Below are 18,377 nucleotides of genomic sequence, written 5' to 3'. Positions count from 1 at the left end.
TGTGAACCACGGGAGCGAACGGGGCCGAAAGGTGCGCCGCGGGCACGGCGCGAGCCTGTTCGACACGCGCCGTTCCTTTGCCCTCGTCGGAAGTCCTTTTCGGAGATCCAGGGCCGTCCTAACGGAGGCCGTTGACCAGGGCCGCAGCCGTGAAGAGTTCCACGCCGACCGTGATCGCCGACTCGTCGACGTCGAAGTCGCCCTGATGGAGGTCGCGTACGTGGCGCTCGCCGGGGACACGGACGCCCAGTCGGGCCATGGCGCCGGGGACGTGCTCCAGGTACCAGGAGAAGTCCTCGCCGCCGAGGCTCTGCTCGGTGCCCAGGACGGAGTCGACCCCGCGACGGGCGATCATGGCGTCGCGCAGCAGTTCGGTCACGCCGGGCTCGTTGACGACGGGCGGCACGCCGCGCACGTAGTTGATCTCCGACTTGGCGCGGTAGAGGTTGGCGATCTCGTCGATCGCCGCGACCACGACGTCGGGGGCCTGCCGCCATGCCTCGATGTCGAGGCACCGCACCGTGCCGGAGAGCTCAGCGTGCTGCGGGATCACGTTCGGCGCGTGCCCCGACTCGACGCGGCCCCAGGTGATGGCGAGCCCGCTGCGGCTGTCGAAGCGCCGGCCGACCAGGGCCGGTACGTCGGTGACGACGCGGGCGGCCGCGGTGACCAGGTCGGTCGTGAGGTGGGGGCGTGCGGTGTGGCCGCCCGGGCCGTCGAGGGAGATCTCCAGCCGGTCGCAGGCGGAGGTGATGGGACCCTCGCGGAGTCCGATCTTCCCCGCGTCCACCCGGGGGTCGCAGTGCACGGCGATGATCGCGCCGACCCCCTCCAGCGCCCCGCACTTGATGACGTCGGCGGCGCCGCCGGGCAGCACCTCCTCGGCGGGCTGGAAGATCAGCCGGACGGGGCGGGGCAGCCGGCCCTGCTTGTGCAGGTCGGCGAGGACCAGGCCGGCGCCGAGGACGGCGGTGGTGTGCACGTCGTGGCCGCAGGCGTGGGCGCGGTCGGGCACGGTCGAGCGGTACGGGCACTCGGCCTTGGTGTCCGGGATGGGCAGGCCGTCGATGTCGGCCCGCAGGGCGAGCATGCTGGGACCTCCGTCCCACTGCTCGCCCTCTACGCCGATGTCACAGACGAGTCCGGTTCCGACGGTGAGTACGCGCGGTTTGAGGCCGGCCCGCTCGAGCCGCTCCTTGATCGCGGCCGTCGTGCGGAACTCCTGGTTGCCCAGCTCCGGGTGCATGTGCATGTCGCGCCGGAACGCGATGAGCTCTGCGCGCAGGGCGTCGGGCAGTGCGCCGGGAAGTACGGCTTCGCCGGGAAGATCGACCTCGGACTCCAGTGACATCAATTGCTTCACCCTCTGAAGGGTAGGGCGCCAGGGCGGTCGGCTGACCCTCGATCAACAAAACTTCAACCCGTTAGGGGAAGAAAATATGACCGCCGGGCGTATAGCTATCAAGTGAGATGGGTAAACTCGCCCGCCTTTTGGGCCGAGCCGGTCACCGCACCCCGCGGAGTGTGATATCGGCCACACCTCCGTCACGACTCCGGTACCCAACCATCCTCTCCACGGATACCACGCCCCGCGCGGGGAACACTGTCTTGTTCATCTCACTGACGCACGGCCCCGATAGTGTGCGGCCCGTGCGCGCCGACAGCCCCGAGTTCCTCACAGCCACCCAGGCCTCGTACGACGCCATCGCGGAGGCCTATGCCGCCGGGTTCCCCGACAGCCTGGCCGGAAGACCGCTGGAGCGGGCGCTGCTCACGGCCTTCGTGGATCTGGTCCGGGCACCCGGGGCGTCTGCGCGGCCCCCGGTGGCGGACATCGGCAGCGGCCCCGGGTACGTCGCGGCCCGGCTGCACGGCCTCGGGCTGCCGGTGTTCGGGGTCGACGTCTCGCCCCGCATGGTGGCCCTGGCCCGCCGGGCGCACCCGGAGCTGAGGTTCCACGTCGGTTCGATGACGGCCCTGGACCTGCCGGACGAGACGCTCGGCGGCATCGTCGCGCTCTACTCGATCATTCATGTGCCGGACGATCATCTGCCGACGGTCTTCGCCGAGTTCCACCGCGTGCTGCTGCCGGGCGCGCCGGTCCTGCTCGGCTTCCAGTCCGGCGACGAGGACGGGCATCTGCGTCTCACCGAGCGCTTCGGCAGCCCGATCTCGCTCGACTACTACTGGCGCACCCCGGACACCGTCGCGACCGCCCTCACCAAGGCCGGCCTGCGTATCCACGCCCGTGTACTGCGCGAGCCGGAGGGCGAGGAGAAGCACCCCCGCGCGTTCCTGCTGGCCCACCGGCCGGGTCCTGCCGGGGGGTGAGCCGGTCGCGGTCGGGGGGGGGCCGGGCCTGAGGCGCGTGGTCGTTGCCTCGGCGGGCACGTGGGTCCGCCGGTCGACCCGTCGCTGCGCCCTGGTCGGGGCATGGACCCGTGCGGGTCGCGCTGTGAGGAGCCTCGGTCGGCGCGTGAGTACGCCCCCGGCCCGGCGTATGAAGCGGCTTCGGTGGGCGCCGGTCGGCGTAGGTCCGCCCCGGGTCGGAGCGGGGGTCGCCCGGTCGACGCGCGAGCCCGCCGTGGGGCTGGAGGCCGTCGCCGCCCGGCCAGCCTCATCCGGCGGATCCGGTCGGCAGCCAGAGCCACAAGAGCGGCGCATGAGACCACCCCGATCAACACGCCAGCCCGCCCATAGGGCCTGAGACCGCCGCGACCCGACCAGCCTGATCCGGCGGGCCCGGTGGACCGCCAGAGCCACGAGGGCGCCCGAGCCACCTGGGCCGCCCGGTCCCTGAGGGGCCCTGTGGGGCGTCAGCCGGCGGCCACCGCGCCCGCGGCGTCCGCCGGGCCCGCCCTGCCCGCAGAGCCCACCGTCCCCGCCGGGCCGGACACGCTCGGCCTGCCCGTCGGAGCCGGGATGCTGCCCGACCCAGCCGAGCCGGCCCTGCCCGCCGCACCCGCCGGACCCGCCGGACCCGCCGGACCCGAGACACTCCCCGACCCAGCCGGACCGGTCCTGCCCGACCCAGCCGAGCCGGCCCTGCCCGCCGCACCCGCCGCACCCGTGACACTCCCCGGCCCGGCCGGGCCGGTCATGGGCGCCGAGCCCGCCGGGCCCGTGATGCTTCCCGGGCTTGCCGGGCCGGTCGGGCCCTCCGTAGTCCCCGGGTCCCCGGAACCCCCCGTGGACAGCCGGTGCACGTCCCGTGCCGCCCCCGTCACGCCCGACAGGAAGCCCTGGGCTCGGGGGGAGGCGTTCTCGGTCAGCCAAGCGGGGTCGATGTCGCAGACCGCCACGCGGACCTCGGTGCCGGAGAGGGCCAGGGGGAGGGTGTGGACGACCGTGGAGGGGAAGCTGAGGATCGTGCGGCCGATGGGGCCCCGGCGGGCGATCAGTTCGAGGGGGAGTTCCGGGCGGACGATCTCCAGGCCCGTCTCGACCGCGAGGCGGCGGAGCTTGGTCGGGCTCTCGCGGCGGTGGGCGAAGTAGCGGGTGGCGCCGTGGGCGGCGGCCAGGGCGCGGACGGCCTCCAGGTAGCGGTCGTCGTCGACGACGCCCGTCTCCACCAGGGACGTGCCCACCATGTCGGCGCCCTTGGTGATGCGGGGCGGGCCGAACCGGGCCCGGGTCCACGCGAAGTCGTTGGCGCTGATCGTGACGCCCTCCGGGGTCTCCTCCATCGGCATGGAGGAGAAGATCTCCACCCGGCGCCCGCCCCCGGGGGTGAGGCGGCGGCGGGCCGAGGACGAGACCGGCGCGAAGATCAGGTCCCGCGGGCCGGGGCGCCCGCCCTTGCGGTGCCAGCGCACCAGCCGCTCGCCCCGGGCCAGCTGGCCGACGAACTCCATCGTCGCCGTGCCGTCGTCGACGACGACCAGGTCACGGGCGCGAGTGATGGTCAGGAGGAGCTGAACGTAGCGGGAGAAAGGGTCCCCCAGCACGACCCGGCGCGCCCTGCGGAGCAGGCCCGTGAGGCCGCCGATGGTCTGGAAGGGCGCCAGGGGCCCGCCGCGCGCCTCCTCCCAGCGGACCTCGTGCCCCTCGTCACGGGCCAGGTCGGACATCCGCCGCAGCTGGCCGCGCGTCATCGGGTCGACGGGCGACAGCACCACGAGGGTGAGCCCCACGCCGGGCGCATGCGCGTGCGCCCACTCCAGCACGTTCAGCAGCTGTACCGGACTCTCGACGAACGCGAGAGTGTGGGGGCCGGCGTTCCCGGCGCGGGGGCTCATCGACGTACGACCGTCCCGTCGTAAGGGGGGTTGTGGGGGTGGTGCGCTCAGACGCCGACCGGCTCGCCCGCCGCGTCGGCGATCTCCGCCTCGGCGACCACACCGCTGACGCGGCGCAGCTTCTTCATCGGGCCGAGCTCGGACTCGTAGACCTTCTTCACGCCGTCACCGAGGGAGGCCTCGATGGTGCGGATGTCGCGGACGAGGCGCGTGAGGCCCTGCGGCTCCACGGAGGCGGCCTGGTCCGAGCCCCACATGGCGCGGTCGAGGGTGATGTGACGCTCGACGAAGGTGGCGCCCAGGGCGACCGCGGCGAGGGTGGTCTGCAGACCGGTCTCGTGGCCGGAGTAGCCGATCGGGACGTTCGGGTACTCGCCCTGCAGGGTGTTGATGACGCGGAGGTTGAGCTCCTCGGCCTTCGCCGGGTAGGTCGAGGTGGCGTGGCACAGGAGGATGTTCTCGCTGCCCAGGACCTCGACCGCGTGGCGGATCTGCTTCGGGGTGGACATGCCCGTGGAGAGGATGACCGTACGGCCGGTGGCGCGCAGGGCGCGCAGCAGCTCGTCGTCCGTGAGGGAGGCCGAGGCGACCTTGTGTGCCGGGACGTCGAACTTCTCCAGGAAGGCGACGGCCTCGGTGTCCCACGGGGAGGCGAACCAGTCGATGCCGCGCTTCTTGCAGTAGGCGTCGATCTGGCCGTACTCGTCCTCGCCGAACTCGACGCGGTGGCGGTAGTCGATGTAGGTCATCCGGCCCCAGGGGGTGTCGCGCTCGATGTCCCACTGGTCGCGCGGGGTGCAGATCTCCGGCGTGCGCTTCTGGAACTTGACCGCGTCGCAGCCGGCCTCGGCGGCGGCGTCGATCAGCTTGAACGCATTCTCGATGTCGCCGTTGTGGTTGATGCCGATCTCGCCGGTGACGTAGACGGGGCGGCCGGGGCCGGCCTCGCGGGTACCGAACTTGCGGATGCGGGAGTTGTTGCTCATGGCGCAGATGTCCTTACTTGGTGAGGGAGTCGAGAGAGGGGCCGAGGATCCAGCTGGCGATCTCTCGGATCGCGCCGTCGCCACCGGGGACGGTGGTGACCGCGCGTGCGGCGCCGCGCACGACGTCGTGGGCGCTCGCGACCGCCACGGGCCAGCCCGCGAGGGCGAAGCACGGGAGGTCATTGACGTCGTTGCCGACGTAGAGCACGCGCTCCGGCGCGATGCCCTGCTCCTCGCACCACTGCTTCAGCGCGAGGTCCTTGCGGTCGATGCCGTGCAGCACCGGGAGCTTGAGCTTCCGGGCCCGGGCGGCGACCACAGGGTTCTGTTCCGTGGACAGGATCAGCATCTTCAGGCCGCTCCTGCGGAGGGCCGCGATGCCGAGTCCGTCCCCGCGGTGCACGGAGACGAACTCCCGTCCGTCGGAGTCGACGAGCACCCGGTCGTCGGTCTGGGTGCCGTCGAAGTCGAGGACGACCGCGTCGATGTCGTCGGCGGTCGGGAGCGCGCCGGGCCGGTCCGCGTCGAAGAGCGGGGCCAGGGCCCGGGCGCGGGCGAGGTCGTGCGGGTCGTCGATCTCCAGCACGCGCGCGGGGTCGGTGCGCACCAGTTCGGTGCGGCCGAAGAAGCGGTGCTGGTGCTTGCGGAAGCCGACCGCTTCCATGCCGTAGGCGGCGCCGGTCTCCAGCAGGTCCTGGGGGCGGTCCTGGCGGCGGGGGCGGAAGGACTTGTCGTGGTTGACGCCGTAGCCGCCGCCGGTGGCCGCGTCGGCCTCGGAGACGCTGCCGGCGGCCACCTCGTCCTCGGCGTCCCGCCAGATGAACCCGTGGAAGGGAGCCACGGTCACCGCGGTGTCGGCGCCGTTCTCGACGATCGCGCCCGCGACCCCGTCCACGTCCTCCCGGGTGATGAACGGGCTGGTGCACTGCACCAGCAGCACCACGTCCACGACCGCGCCGTGCAGGGCCTCGTGGGCGTCCACGGCGTGCAGGACGGCGGCCTCGGAGGTGGCCGTGTCGCCGGCGATGGCGGCGGGCCGCAGCACGACCTCGGCGCCCGCCTCGCGGGCGGCGGCCGCGATGGCCTGGTCGTCGGTGGAGACCACGACGTCCGTCACGAGGCGGGCGGCGCGGCACTCGCGCACCGCACGCGCCACCAGCGGGACGCCACCGACGGGGAGGAGGTTCTTCGCGGGCACGCCCTTGGAGCCGCCGCGCGCGGGGATCACCGCGAGCACACGGCGCACCGAGGCGCCTCGGCCCGCTTCCGGTTGGGACATGGGGACTACTCCTTGGGCAGGGGATTCGGGGCGGCTCACAGCTCGCCCATCCGCCGGATGACGGGCGCCACGCGCTGCACGCCGTGCCGGTAGGCGCCGCGCGCCGCCCGGCGCACGACCTGCCGGACCGGTCCGGGCTCCTTGTCGGCGGCGGGCGCGCCGGGCAGCGGGGTGCCGTCCGGGCCGAGGTGGTGGCGGGCGAGGATCCCGGGCAGATAGCCGGGCGCGGTGACGGGTGTGTAGTACGGGGCCAGCGGGGGCAGGCCGCCGGGCCGGTCGAGCAGCTTGGCGATGCGTTCGCGCGCGGCGTCGAAGGCGGACTCGTACGAGCCGTCGGCGGCGACGCCCTGCCGGGCGACCCACTCCTCGTCGGGCGCCGGCCGGTGCCCGGCGTCCAGCTGGTCCCAGGAGGCGAGGCAGCCGGAGCCCACGAAGTGGTGGTTGCCGAGCGACTCGCGGACACCGAGGTCGGTCAGGACGACGGTCGGGACGCGGCGGTGCAGCGACTCCAGGGCGGCCGTGGAGCTGACCGTCACCAGCAGGTCGGTGCGGTCGAGGACCTCGCCCATGTTTCCGTAGACCAGGCGGAAGTTGTCCGGCGGATCGAGGCGCTGCACCAGCTTCTGGTACGGCAGCTCCTCGATGTGGGTGGTGTGTTCGCCCGGCTTGGAGCGCAGCTTCAGCAGCACCTCGCGCTCGGGGTGCCTGCGGGCGTGCTGCACCAGCCGGTTCAGCAGGTAGGTACGGTCCTTGCGGCTGTCCGGGACGGAGGGCTGGGCGGCGAAGACGACCGTGTAGGGGTCGTGCTCGCCGGTGTAGGGGGCGCCGCCGAGGAACGGCAGGGCCACCTCGGTCACCGACGAGGCGTCGGCGCCCACTCCGTCGTAGACGGCCCGGAAGCGGTCCGCGTCCTGACGGGAGTTGGCGAGGACGAGGTCCGCGCCGTGCCGCAGCAGCAGGCCGTCGGCGAGCTTCTCGTAGACGACACCGACGTAGCCGGTGACGACGACGGGCCGCGCGGTGCGGTCCTGCCAGACGCGCGCCAGGCCGTGCAGCATCGCCTGTACACCGCCGCCTACGAGGGCGAGGACCAGGAGGTCGTACGACTCCTCTTCCATGGCGCGCAGGAACTCGACGGCGGTGACCTCCCGCAGCGAGTCGGCTCGCACGCCCACTTCTTCCAGCTGGCGCGGTGTGGGCGTCGCCCGGCCGCGCAGCAGGTAGCCGTCGAGGACAGGGCGGACTTGCGCGCCCTCGCGCGGTCCGGCTTCCATGGACGGGCCCGGGGCGATGCGGTCCGCGGTCAGCGCACCCCATTTCCATCGGGTGTCTGAGTCCGCGAGGACGGCGATTCGCGGGCGCTTCGGTGTACTTGCTGGCACGTCGATGACGCTAGGAAGCGAATCCGAGGTATGGCGGAACCACGAATCAACGAAAAGTTAACAACACCCCACCGAGAGCCGAACTGGCCCGCTGGAAGGCCGGAAGTACACGGGGTGCACCGTTCTGACACATTGAGTTCACCCGGTGTACGTTCATCGGAAAGTTGCGCTGCCGGGCGGGCTCCTAACGTTTTGCAGGTGCCTAAGCTTTCCGTGATCGTGCCGTTCTACAACGTGCAGCAATATGCCCCGGACACCCTCAGAAGCCTTCGGCTGAACGCCGACCGTGATTTCGAGTTCATCCTGGTCGACGACCATTCGAAGGATGAAACCCCGGCCATTCTCGAGCGAGCGGCCGAGGACCTCTCGGATGTCGCCCAGGTGCGTTACATCCGCCACGAGGAGAACGGCGGCCTCGCCACCGCCCGGAACACCGGCCTGGACGCGGCCCAGGGCGAGTACCTGACGTTCCTGGACGGCGACGACTGGCTGGCCCCCGGATACTTCACCGAACTGGTGTCCGCCATGGACGAGTTGGGATGCGACTTCGTGCGCACCGACCATGTGCAGGCCACCGCGCGCGCCCGTTCCGTGAGCCGGGTGCCCGTCGGCCGCCGCTGGGAGGTGTTCAGCCCGCGGGACGCCATCCTCCCCGCCCACCGCTCGACATCGGTGGACTACGCCTACGCCTGGGCCGGCGCCTACCACCGCCGCCTCCTCGACCAGGGCGTGCTCCACTTCACCCATGGTCTGCGCACGGCCGAGGACCGGCCGTGGATCTGGAAGCTGCACCGTGAGGCGGAGTCGTTCGCCGTGGTGAGCCTGCTGGGCGTGTTCTACCGGCGCGGGGTGGCCTCGTCGCTGACCCAGATCGGCGATGTCCGCCAGCTCGACTTCATCCGGGCCTTCGACCAGGTGATCGAGGAGACCGCAGCGGACCGCGAGGCCGACCGGCTGCTGCCCAAGGCGGTGCGGACCTACTGCGCGATCATCGCCCACCACCTCTCCAACGAAGACAGGTTCGAACCGGCCGTGGCGAGGCAGCTGCGGGCGATGAGCGCGGCGGCCATCAAGCGCATGCCGCAGGACGCACTCGGTGACGCACTGGAGGCGATGGACATGGACCGCTCGTCCAGGCTGCGACGGCTGCGCCGCAGGGTCACCACCACGGAGGCGGCCGCCTGATGCCCGGGACCACTCAGATCTTCTGCGCCTCGACGCTGTACGGCGTCGCCACCCTGGCCGCCGCGATCGACTCGGACCTCTTCGACGAGCCGGACCGTCGTGTGCTGCTGGTGTTCAACAACTCCGCGACCCCGGAGACCACCCCGGCCCTCGACGAGATGCCGGGCTTCGCGCCGCTGCGCGAGCACTTCGACGAGGTGCTGTCCTGGAACGAGGCGATCCGCCCCTTCCACCCCGGCGCCTGGACGCCGCGCTCCGACGACATCCCGCTGTTCGAGCGCTATCTGCGGATGCTGTGGGGCCTCGGCGACGACCGCGTGAGCCTGGTGCTGGAGTCCATCCAGGTCGCGCCCGCGCTCACCGTGGCCCAGCTGTTCACCGACGCCCCCATCGACGTCTACGCCGACGGGCTGATGAGCTACGGCCCCACGCGCAACAAGCTCGACCCGCTGGTCGGCACGCGTGTGCGGCGGCTGCTGCACCTCGATCTGGTGCCGGGGCTCACGCCGATGCTGCTGACCGAGTTCGAGGTGCCGGCGCACCTGGTGCCGTCGCCCGCCTTCCTGAAGGTGCTGGGCGAGGTCACCGAGACCGTGCCCGAGCTGCCCGCCCTGCCCGGCGACGCGGCGCTGCTGCTCGGCCAGTACCTGTCGGCGCTGAACATCCTCTCCCCCGAGGAGGAAGAAGATCTGCATGTGCGGATGATGCGGGGCGCGGTCGCCCGCGGACACCGCACGGTCGTCTTCAAGCCGCACCCGACCGCGCCGGCCCGTTACAGCCGCGCCCTGGAGACCGAGGCCGAGAAGCTCGGCGTGGACCTCACCGTGCTGGACACGCCCGTGCTCGCCGAGGTGCTGTTCGACCGGGCCCGGCCCGCGCTGGTCGTCGGCTGTTTCTCGACCGCGCTGTTCACGGCCTCGGCGTTCTACGACCTGCCGGTCGCGCGCATCGGCACCGAGCTGCTGCTGGAGCGGCTGACGCCGTACCAGAACAGCAACCGGATCCCCACGACCCTGGCGGACGCGCTGCTGCCCGACCTGGACGGCGGGCAGGACGGCGACGTCCTGCCGGCCGAGCGGCTGTCCGGCCTGGTCACCGCCGTCGGGTTCACCATGCAGCCGCAGATCTACCCGGAACTGCGCCCGCAGGCGGAGCGGTTCCTCTCCCGGTATCTCGGTCCGCGCACCCGGCGCTACTTCAAGAAGCGCCGTCTCACCTCGCTCGGCCTGCCCGGCGGTATTCCGCAGCGGCTGGCATTCCTGCCGCGCAATTCCACGGCACGCCGGGTGGTCCGGCGGGCCAGGGCGCTGCGCAAGGCGGTACGCCGCTGAAAACGTATGCCGAGAACCGCAAAGGCGTCGGTCCCCCGTAGAGGCGGACCGGCGCCTCCGCGTTTTCGGCTGTCCGCGACCGACGTTTCAGCCACCCGCGACCGACATCCAGATGAATCCATGGGAACAGGAAGGCGAAGCCTGTTTCCGTCGAACGTTTAAGCGTCAATTCTCGTCCTAGGGTGACAGGCGGCGCCCTGCCCGCCCACAGGCGGCTCAGGTGAAGGACATACGAGCTACAGAGGTTTCCAGCGTGACCGAGACGGTCGTCAGCACCCGCAAGCCCCAGCCCGATGTCACCGTGCTGGTCGAACCACCGGGAGCCACGACCGTTCCCCGGCGCAAGAAGGGCTCCGGCGGCCGGTTGCGTGCCCTGGACGGCCTGCGGCTGGTGGCCGCGCTGATGGTGGCGGCGTACCACTACGGCGGTCGGGACGGTGAGGTCTCCGAGGCCTGGGGCAGCTCGCCCAAGGTCCAGTTCCCCACCCTGCACGAGTTCTTCGCCTACGGCTGCCTGGGCGTCCAGGTCTTCTTCGTGATCAGCGGGTTCGTGATCTGCATGAGCGGCTGGGGCCGTCCCCTGAAGTCGTTCTTCGCCTCCCGCGCGTCCCGGCTGCTGCCCGCCTACTGGGTGGCGGTCGCGATAGTGACGGTGGTGTTCGCCCTGCCGGTGGTCGCCTACAAGGCGGTGTCACCGAGCGACGCCCTGGTGAACCTGACCATGCTGCAGATGCCGCTCGGCGTGGACCGGGTGCTCGGGGTGTGCTGGACGCTGTGGGCGGAGGTCCGCTTCTACGCCCTGTTCGCGCTGTGCGTGGTGCTCCCGGGGGCCAACCGCCGCCGGGTGATCATGTTCTGCGCGGGCTGGATGCTGGCGGCGGTGATCGCGGACAACGCGAACATGCCGTTGCTCGACATCGTCCTGATGCCCGAGTACGCCCCGTACTTCATCGGCGGTGTCGGCCTCTACCTCGTCCACCTCGACCGGCGGGACGCCTACGCGTGGGGCATCGTCGCCGTCAGCTGGCTGATCGGGCAGCACTACGCGGTGCAGAGCCTGTGGCACGCCGCCGGCGCGGACGGCTTCTCCTACCGCTCCTCGACCGGCATCGTCCTCGTCGTGACCTTCGGCTTCCTGGCGGTCGCGGCGATCGCCCTGGGCTGGCTGCGCTGGGCCAACTGGGGCTGGCTGACGGTGGCGGGGGCGCTGACGTATCCGTTCTACCTCGTCCACGAACACCTCGGCTGGGTGGTGATCCACGCCCTGCACCGCGGCGTGGGCCTGCCATCCGGGGCGACATTCGCCCTGACCGCGGCCTCAATGCTGCTGCTCGCGTGGCTGCTGAACCAGTATGTGGAGAAGCCCCTGACGCCACGGTTGCGGGCAGTACTGGCGAAGGATCGCTGAGCTGTTCACGGGACGTTCAACCGACCGTCGGTTTGGGCAACGCTCAGAGAGAAGGCTCGTCTCATGACCAACGCACAAGCGACCGACAAGCACCCCGGCGAACTCACGGACGTTCCGGGCTGGTTCCCGCCGCTGGACCAGATGCTGTTCACCTGGTTCCTGGAGCGGCAGCAGAAGCAGGGCATAAAGGGTGACCTGCTGGAACTCGGCGTCTACATGGGCAAGAGCGCGATCCTGCTCGGCCATCACCTCCAGGACGGCGAGAAGTTCACGGTCTGCGACCTGTTCGAGGGCGACGCCCCGGACGGGGCCAACCAGGCGGAGTCGGCGAAGTCGTACGCCTCGCTGACCCAGCAGATCTTCGAGCGGAACTACCTCTCCTTCCACGACGACCTGCCCACGGTGATCGCGGCCCCCAGTTCCGTGGTGTCCGAGAAGGTGGCCCCGGCCACCTGCCGCTTCATCCACGTCGACGCCTCGCACCTGTACGAGCACGTGCACGGCGACATCGGCGCGGCCCACGACATCCTGGTGCCCGAGGGCATCGTGGTCCTCGACGACTTCCGCTCCGAGCACACCCCGGGTGTCTCGGTCGCCGCCTGGGAGGCCGTCCTCAACCGCGGTCTGCGCCCGATCTGCCTCAGCACACAGAAGCTGTACGGCACCTGGGGCGATCCCGAGCCGCTCCAGGAGGAACTGCTCGACATGCTGCGGCAGCGCTCGGACGTCGGGCTGAGCGTGCAGTCGGCGGCCGGGCACCGGCTGGTCCGCGCCCGGTCCCGGGGCATGAAGCCGCCGCCGTTCCCGGCCTCCCGGCACTATGTGGCGCCGGTGGCACCGAAGGCCCCCGCCGCCGAGGTGACCGAGTCCCGTGCGGCGCGACCGGCCCGCCCTGCCCCGTCCCGGGCGCGCCGGCTCGCCAAGGACCTGCTGCCACCCCTGGTCACCCGGGCCGTACGGCGGGCACGCGCGAACCGCTCCTGACGCCGGGTGTCATGAGACCCCGTAGCGCGCCCCGATCCCCTCGATCACGAGGGCGAGTCCCTCCTCGAAGTGCTGTTCGTAGTCCTCGAAGATTTCCGCGCCCGCCTGGGCCGACAAGGGAAAGTCGGCCATCAGGCGGGCGCGTTCGTTCACGTCGTAGCCCTCGCGGCGCCCATCCGGCAAGGGCTGCACACCCTGCTCCTCGGTGACGAAGCCGAGCGTGTACAGGTACGCGGTGGTGAGCGCCCGGACCGCCTGGGCGAGGGTGAAACCGGCGGCCGTGAACAGGCGCAGGTTCTCCTCCATCTGACCGGCGTGCTCGATGCCGGTGAAGCGTGAGCCGCTGAACACCTTCGCGCCGTCCCGGTAGCCGAGCAGGGCCGCGCGCAGCCCCCGGTTGGCCTTGAGCAGCCGTTCGCGCCAGGTGTCGGCGGGGTCGAGCGAGGCCCCGGCGACCATCCGGCGGTACATCTCCGTCGCCATCTCGTCGAGCAGCGCCTGCTTGTCCTTGAAGTGCCAGTAGAGGGCGGGCGCCTTCACATCCAGTTCCCGGGCGATGGCCCGCAGGGTCAGGCCGTCCAGGCCCACCTCGTTCAGCAGCCGCAGGGCGGTGTCCGCGACCCGCCGCCGGTCCAGGGGCTCACGTCGTTCCGTACTCACGCTTGACAACTTAACACCGTTAAGGCGACTCTCGTGAAGAGCAGGAACTTAACAACGTTAAGGAGAGGATGGATCATGGACACGGACGTACTGGTGGTGGGCGCGGGCCCGACCGGCCTGGCGCTCGGCATCGACCTCGCCCGGCGCGGTGTGAACGCGCTGGTCGTCGAGCGGGCGGAGGCGCTGTTCCCGGGCTCGCGGGGCAAGGGCATCCAGCCGCGCACGATGGAGGTCTTCGACGATCTGGGGGTGCTGGACGCGATCCGCGCGGCGGGCGGCCCCTACCCGGTGGGGATGATCTGGCAGGACGGCAGGCGGGCCGGCGAGCACCGGATGTTCGACTCGGCCGAGGCGAGCGAGGACGCGCCGTACACGGAGCCGTGGATGGTGCCGCAGTGGCGCACGCAGGAGATCCTGCACGCGCGGCTGGCGGAACTGGGAGGAGAGGTGGCCTTCGGCCGGGAGCTCGTAGGGCTGACACAGGACGCGGACGGGGTGCGCGCGGAATTCGCCTCGGGCGAGCCCGTCACCGCCCGGTACGCCGTCGCGGCGGACGGCGGCCGCTCGACGGTGCGCGGACTGCTCGGCATCGGCATGGCGGGCGAGACCCTCGACCCGAACCCGACGCTGGTGGCCGACGTCCGGATCAGCGGCCTGGACCGGGACAACTGGCACATCTTCCCGCCGGGCGGTGACACCGACGGCTACCTCGCGCTCTGCCCGCTCGCCGGCACGGAGGACTTCCAGCTGGTGGCACAGTTCCCGGACGGGACGGCCCCGGACCTCTCGCTGGAGGGCATACGGAAGGTCGTCGCCGCCCGCTCGCACCTCGCCCCCGAGTCCGTGACCGAGCTGCGCTGGGCCTCGGACTTCCGCCCCCGGGCGGCCCTGGCGGACCGCATGTGCTCCGGGCGGGTCTTCCTCGCCGGTGACGCGGCCCATGTGCACTCCCCCGCCGGCGGCCAGGGCCTCAACACCAGCGTCCAGGACGCCTACAACCTGGGCTGGAAGCTGGGCGCGGTGCTGCGCGACGGCACGGCGGCGGCCCTGCTCGACTCCTACGAGGAGGAGCGGCGTCCCGTCGCCGCCGACATGCTCGGGCTGTCCACCAGCGTCCACCGCGGCGAGACCCGGCGGGGCGTGGCCACCCGTCAGCTGGGCCTCGGCTACCGCGCGTCGTCACTCACGCGGGAGACCCGCACCGACCCCGGAGCGGTACGGGCCGGGGACCGCGCACCCGACGGGACCGTGGACGGGACCCGCCTCTTCGACGCGTTCCGCGGACCGCACTGGACGCTGCTGGCACTGGGCGGGGCGCGGCCTCCCGCCCAGGGCGAGCGGGTGCGGACCGTCCACGGGCCGGCGCACGCGGCCTACGGGGCCGGGCTGTTCCTCGTACGGCCCGACGGATACGTCGGCTGGGCGGGGGACTCGCCGACCGGACTCGCGGAGTATCTCGCCCGGTTCGGCCGCGCGTGAGGCGCTACGCGCTCGACGCCAGGGACAGCTTCACCGCGAAGCCCAGGAACAGGGCTCCCGCCGCCGACGTGGCGCCCGCGGCGAGACGCTTGCGGCGGCGGAAGGCGGCGGCCAGCCGGGTGCCGCCGAATATCAGGGCGCTGAGGTAGAGGACGCTGGCCAGCGTGGCGAAGGCGCCGAGGACGACGAAGGAGACGGCCGGGTAGGCGTAGCCCGGGTCGACGAACTGTACGAAGAAGGCGACGAAGAACAGGATCGCCTTGGGGTTGAGGAGACTGATGACCAGCGCCCTGCGGAAGGGCCGCTCGTCGGCGGCGGCCCCGGGCACACCGCCGTCCGCGGCCCGCTCACGGCGGGTCCGCCACAGCCCCCGGGCGGCGCGCAGCATCCCGACCGCCAGCCAGGCCAGATATCCGGCGCCGGCGTACTTCACGATGCCGAACAGCACGGCGTTCGCCTGGAGCAGCGAGGCGACCCCGGCCGCCGACAGCGTCATCAGCACCGCGTCCCCGCACCACACCCCGGCCGCGGCCCGATACGCGGTGCGCGTGCCGCGTCGCGCGGCGACGGAGATCACGTACAGCGAGTTGGGACCGGGCAGCAGGACGATCAGGACGAGGCCCACAAGGTAGGTGGGCAGATCGATGACACCGAACATGCAAAGGAGTGTCGCACGCGGGTCTGACACCGCCCCTCCCCCGGCCGCCCCTCCCTCGGCCGCCCGTCAGAAGACGTCCGAGGGGACGTACGCGCCCCACACCTCCCGCAGCGCGTCGCACACCTCGCCCACGGTCGCCCGCGCCCGCAGGGCCTCCCGCATCGGGTACAGGACGTTGTCCGCACCCCGCGCGGCCTGCTTCAGGGCCGTGAGCGCGGTGTCCACCGCCTGCTGGTCGCGCTCCGCGCGGAGCTTGGCCAGTCGTTCGGCCTGCCGGGCCTCGATGGCGGGGTCGACGCGCAGCGGCTCGTAGGGCTCTTCCTCGTCGAGCCGGAAGCGGTTGACGCCGACCACGACCCGCTCGCCGGAGTCGGTCTCCCGGGCGATCCGGTAGGCGCTGCGCTCGATCTCGTTCTTCTGGAAGCCGCGTTCGATGGCGCCGACCGCGCCGCCGAGCTCCTCGACCCTGGCCATCAGCCCGACGGCCGCGCTCTCGACGTCGTCCGTCATCCTCTCGACGACGTAGGAGCCCGCGAGGGGGTCGACGGTCGCTGTCACGTCTGTTTCGTAGGCGAGGACCTGCTGGGTGCGCAGGGCCAGACGCGCGCTCTTGTCGGTCGGGAGGGCGATCGCCTCGTCGAAGGAGTTGGTGTGGAGGGACTGGGTGCCGCCGAGGACCGCTCCCAGGCCCTGCACGGCGACCCGGACCAGGTTCACCTCGGGCTGCTGGGCGGTCAGCTGCACTCCGGCCGTCTGCGTGTGGAAGCGCAGCATCAGCGACTTGGGGTTCCTCGCGCCGAACTCCTCCTTCATCACCCGCGCCCAGATCCGGCGCGCGGCACGGAACTTGGCGACCTCCTCCAGGAACGTCGTCCGGGCGACGAAGAAGAACGACAGGCGGGGCGCGAAGTCGTCGACGTCCATCCCGGCCGCGACCGCCGTACGGACGTACTCGATGCCGTCGGCCAGGGTGAACGCGATCTCCTGCGCGGGCGAGGCGCCCGCCTCGGCCATGTGGTAGCCGGAGATGGAGATCGTGTTCCACCTCGGGATCTCGGCCTTGCAGTACTTGAAGATGTCGGCGGTCAGGCGCAGCGACGGCTTCGGCGGGAAGATGTACGTCCCGCGGGCGATGTACTCCTTCAGCACATCGTTCTGGATCGTGCCGGTCAGCCGGTCCGCGCTGACGCCCTGCTCCTCGGCGACCAGCTGGTAGAGCAGGAGCAGCAGGGCCGCGGGGGCGTTGATCGTCATCGACGTCGAGACCTGGTCCAGCGGGATGCCGCCGAACAGCACCCGCATGTCGTCGAGGGAGTCGATGGCGACGCCGACCTTGCCGACCTCGCCGTGCGCGATCGGGGCGTCGGAGTCGTGGCCCATCTGGGTGGGCAGGTCGAAGGCGACGGACAGGCCCGTCGTGCCGTGGGCGATCAGCTGCCGGTAGCGGGCGTTGGACTCCGTCGCCGTGCCGAAGCCCGCGTACTGGCGCATCGTCCAGGGACGGCCGGTGTACATCGACGGGTACACGCCCCGCGTGAAGGGATACGCCCCCGGATCCCCCAGCTTCTCCGCCGGATCCCAGCCCTGGAGAGCCTCCGGTCCGTAGACCGGCTCGATGGGCAGCCCGGACTCCGACTCACGCGCCATGGTGTGATGCCTCCCGCCGAGCAGTGGGTGGTCGGGACCTCGCTCCCCACCATGCCCCCTGGTTCGCGACGGGTCACGCCAGGGGAACATCTCAGGTGACATCCGGGCACACCGGTGAGACGACAGGGGGCCGCGTGCGTACCAAGGGCATGGGGAGAGCGATCGCGGCGGCACTCGCCGCGCTGGCCGCGGTGACCGGCTGCACGGTGCAGCCCTCCGACGGCGACGGAAAGCGCCGCTCGCCGGTGCACATCGAGTTACCCGGCGGCACCCCGTCCCCGGCGCGCACCCCGACCGGCGGCGGCAGCCCGAGCACCGCCCCCGCCCCGCCCGGCGACGACAAGCCCAGCGCGGCACCCGCCCCGCCCCGCGTGCTGTGGTCCCGCGGTGCCACCGGCCGGGACGTCCGCGAGCTCCAGGCCCGGCTGCGGCAGGTCGCCTGGCTCTTCGAGGGGCCGACCGGGACGTACGGCGAGCAGACGGAGCGGGCGGTCAGCGGCTTCCAGGGCAAGCGCGGGCTGCCGCGCACCGGGCGGACCGACACCGTCACCTGGCAGCGGCTGCTGCGGATGACCCGCGAGCCGGGCAGGTGGGACCTGTACCTGATGGGCGGCCAGCCGGCCGACCCGCCGGACCCGCGCTGCACGACGGGCCGGGTGCTGTGCATCGACAAGACCAGCAGGACGCTGCGCTGGATGATCGACGGACGGACCGTGTCGACGATGGCGGTCCGCTTCGGCTCGCAGGGCACGCCGACCCGGGAGGGCGTCTTCTCCATCTACTGGAAGTCCCGCGACCATGTGTCGACGCTCTATGACTCACCCATGCCGTACGCGATGTTCTTCAGCGGCGGCCAGGCCGTGCACTACTCGACGGACTTCGCCGCCCGGGGCTACGCGGGGGCCTCGCACGGCTGCGTCAACGTCCGGGACGAGGCGGCGATCGCGGAGCTGTACGCGCAGGTCCGCGACGGCGACAAGGTCGTCGTGTCCTGGTGAGGACGCGGAAGGGAAGTTGGGGCGCGGGCGGGACCGGGGGAACGTGTCCCGCCCGCGCTCAGGTGCACGAGCCGTAGGTACGGGGGGAACCCCGGCTCTGTGCGACGGCCGATGACCAGTCGGCTCACTCATTACTGCGCCT

General features: G+C 71.8%; 14 protein-coding genes and 1 pseudogene. 7 read left to right on the top strand and 8 right to left on the bottom strand.

Features of this window, described 5'->3' with window-relative positions; genetic code table 11:
- Positions 1–118 precede the first annotated feature (118 nt).
- Positions 119–1,351, bottom strand: coding sequence for a M20 family metallopeptidase (locus OHU35_RS27025; protein ID WP_189723287.1), 1,233 nt, complete (start codon positions 1,349–1,351; stop codon positions 119–121).
- Between the two features lie 299 nt (positions 1,352–1,650).
- Here OHU35_RS27025 and OHU35_RS27020 point away from each other — a divergent pair, with 299 nt between their 5' ends.
- Positions 1,651–2,331, top strand: a complete 681-nt coding sequence (locus OHU35_RS27020; RefSeq protein WP_189722862.1) for a class I SAM-dependent methyltransferase — start codon at positions 1,651–1,653, stop codon at positions 2,329–2,331.
- An 860-nt stretch (positions 2,332–3,191) separates the two neighbouring features.
- Here OHU35_RS27020 and OHU35_RS27015 read toward each other — a convergent pair.
- The 4 genes and pseudogenes from OHU35_RS27015 to OHU35_RS27000 form a co-directional block, all read right to left on the bottom strand.
- A pseudogene (locus OHU35_RS27015) lies at positions 3,192–4,238 on the bottom strand (hypothetical protein); the annotation flags it as partial.
- Between the two features lie 47 nt (positions 4,239–4,285).
- Positions 4,286–5,224 carry an N-acetylneuraminate synthase family protein gene (locus tag OHU35_RS27010; protein WP_189722860.1) on the bottom strand — a complete coding sequence of 313 codons (939 nt, stop codon included), beginning with the start codon at positions 5,222–5,224 and terminating at the stop codon, positions 4,286–4,288.
- A 13-nt stretch (positions 5,225–5,237) separates the two neighbouring features.
- Positions 5,238–6,503: an N-acylneuraminate cytidylyltransferase gene (locus OHU35_RS27005; protein WP_189722859.1), complete on the bottom strand. Its 1,266-nt coding sequence runs from the start codon at positions 6,501–6,503 to the stop codon at positions 5,238–5,240.
- A 35-nt stretch (positions 6,504–6,538) separates the two neighbouring features.
- Entirely contained in the window at positions 6,539–7,885 is a 1,347-nt protein-coding gene (locus OHU35_RS27000; RefSeq protein WP_189722858.1) for a DUF6716 putative glycosyltransferase, read from the bottom strand.
- 198 nt (positions 7,886–8,083) lie between these two features.
- On the opposite strand from OHU35_RS27000, the gene OHU35_RS26995 reads away from it, so the two are divergent.
- From OHU35_RS26995 to OHU35_RS26980, 4 genes are all read left to right on the top strand, one after another.
- Positions 8,084–9,070 (top strand): glycosyltransferase family 2 protein, encoded by a 987-nt coding sequence (locus OHU35_RS26995; RefSeq protein ID WP_189722857.1) that lies wholly within the window; start codon positions 8,084–8,086, stop codon positions 9,068–9,070.
- On the top strand, positions 9,070–10,401 hold the full coding sequence (locus OHU35_RS26990; protein ID WP_189722856.1) for an alpha-2,8-polysialyltransferase family protein: 1,332 nt from the start codon (positions 9,070–9,072) through the stop codon (positions 10,399–10,401). The genes OHU35_RS26995 and OHU35_RS26990 overlap by 1 nt, the downstream gene beginning before the upstream one ends.
- 253 nt (positions 10,402–10,654) lie before the next feature.
- A complete protein-coding gene (locus OHU35_RS26985) occupies positions 10,655–11,809 on the top strand; it encodes an acyltransferase (RefSeq protein ID WP_189722855.1) in 1,155 nt (384 codons plus the stop codon).
- 63 nt (positions 11,810–11,872) lie between these two features.
- Entirely contained in the window at positions 11,873–12,793 is a 921-nt protein-coding gene (locus tag OHU35_RS26980) for a class I SAM-dependent methyltransferase (protein WP_189722854.1), read from the top strand.
- 9 nt (positions 12,794–12,802) lie between these two features.
- Here the strand turns inward: OHU35_RS26980 and OHU35_RS26975 are convergent, their stop codons facing one another.
- Complete coding sequence (locus tag OHU35_RS26975) at positions 12,803–13,453, bottom strand: TetR/AcrR family transcriptional regulator C-terminal domain-containing protein (RefSeq protein ID WP_189722853.1); 651 nt, start codon at positions 13,451–13,453, stop codon at positions 12,803–12,805.
- Positions 13,454–13,528: 75 nt separating this feature from the next.
- On the opposite strand from OHU35_RS26975, the gene OHU35_RS26970 reads away from it, so the two are divergent.
- Positions 13,529–14,932: an FAD-dependent oxidoreductase gene (locus OHU35_RS26970; RefSeq protein WP_189722852.1), complete on the top strand. Its 1,404-nt coding sequence runs from the start codon at positions 13,529–13,531 to the stop codon at positions 14,930–14,932.
- A gap of 4 nt (positions 14,933–14,936) precedes the next feature.
- Here OHU35_RS26970 and leuE read toward each other — a convergent pair whose 3' ends face one another.
- Together leuE and OHU35_RS26960 are read right to left on the bottom strand one after the other, a co-directional pair.
- The gene (gene leuE, locus OHU35_RS26965; protein ID WP_189722851.1) at positions 14,937–15,590 is read right to left on the bottom strand and encodes a leucine efflux protein LeuE; all 654 of its coding nucleotides are present in this window, start codon (positions 15,588–15,590) and stop codon (positions 14,937–14,939) included.
- Positions 15,591–15,656: 66 nt separating this feature from the next.
- Positions 15,657–17,237 (bottom strand): methylmalonyl-CoA mutase, encoded by a 1,581-nt coding sequence (locus tag OHU35_RS26960; protein WP_189722850.1) that lies wholly within the window; start codon positions 17,235–17,237, stop codon positions 15,657–15,659.
- A 149-nt stretch (positions 17,238–17,386) separates the two neighbouring features.
- On the opposite strand from OHU35_RS26960, the gene OHU35_RS26955 reads away from it, so the two are divergent.
- Positions 17,387–18,235 carry a L,D-transpeptidase family protein gene (locus OHU35_RS26955; protein ID WP_189723286.1) on the top strand — a complete coding sequence of 283 codons (849 nt, stop codon included), beginning with the start codon at positions 17,387–17,389 and terminating at the stop codon, positions 18,233–18,235.
- Positions 18,236–18,377 lie beyond the last annotated feature (142 nt).

Origin of the sequence: Streptomyces purpurascens, assembly GCF_045040895.1 — a bacterium.
Classification (GTDB): Bacteria; Actinomycetota; Actinomycetes; order Streptomycetales; family Streptomycetaceae; genus Streptomyces; species Streptomyces purpurascens.
Note: the sequence above shows the minus strand (reverse complement) of the source record. Positions and strands in the feature narration are given on the sequence as shown.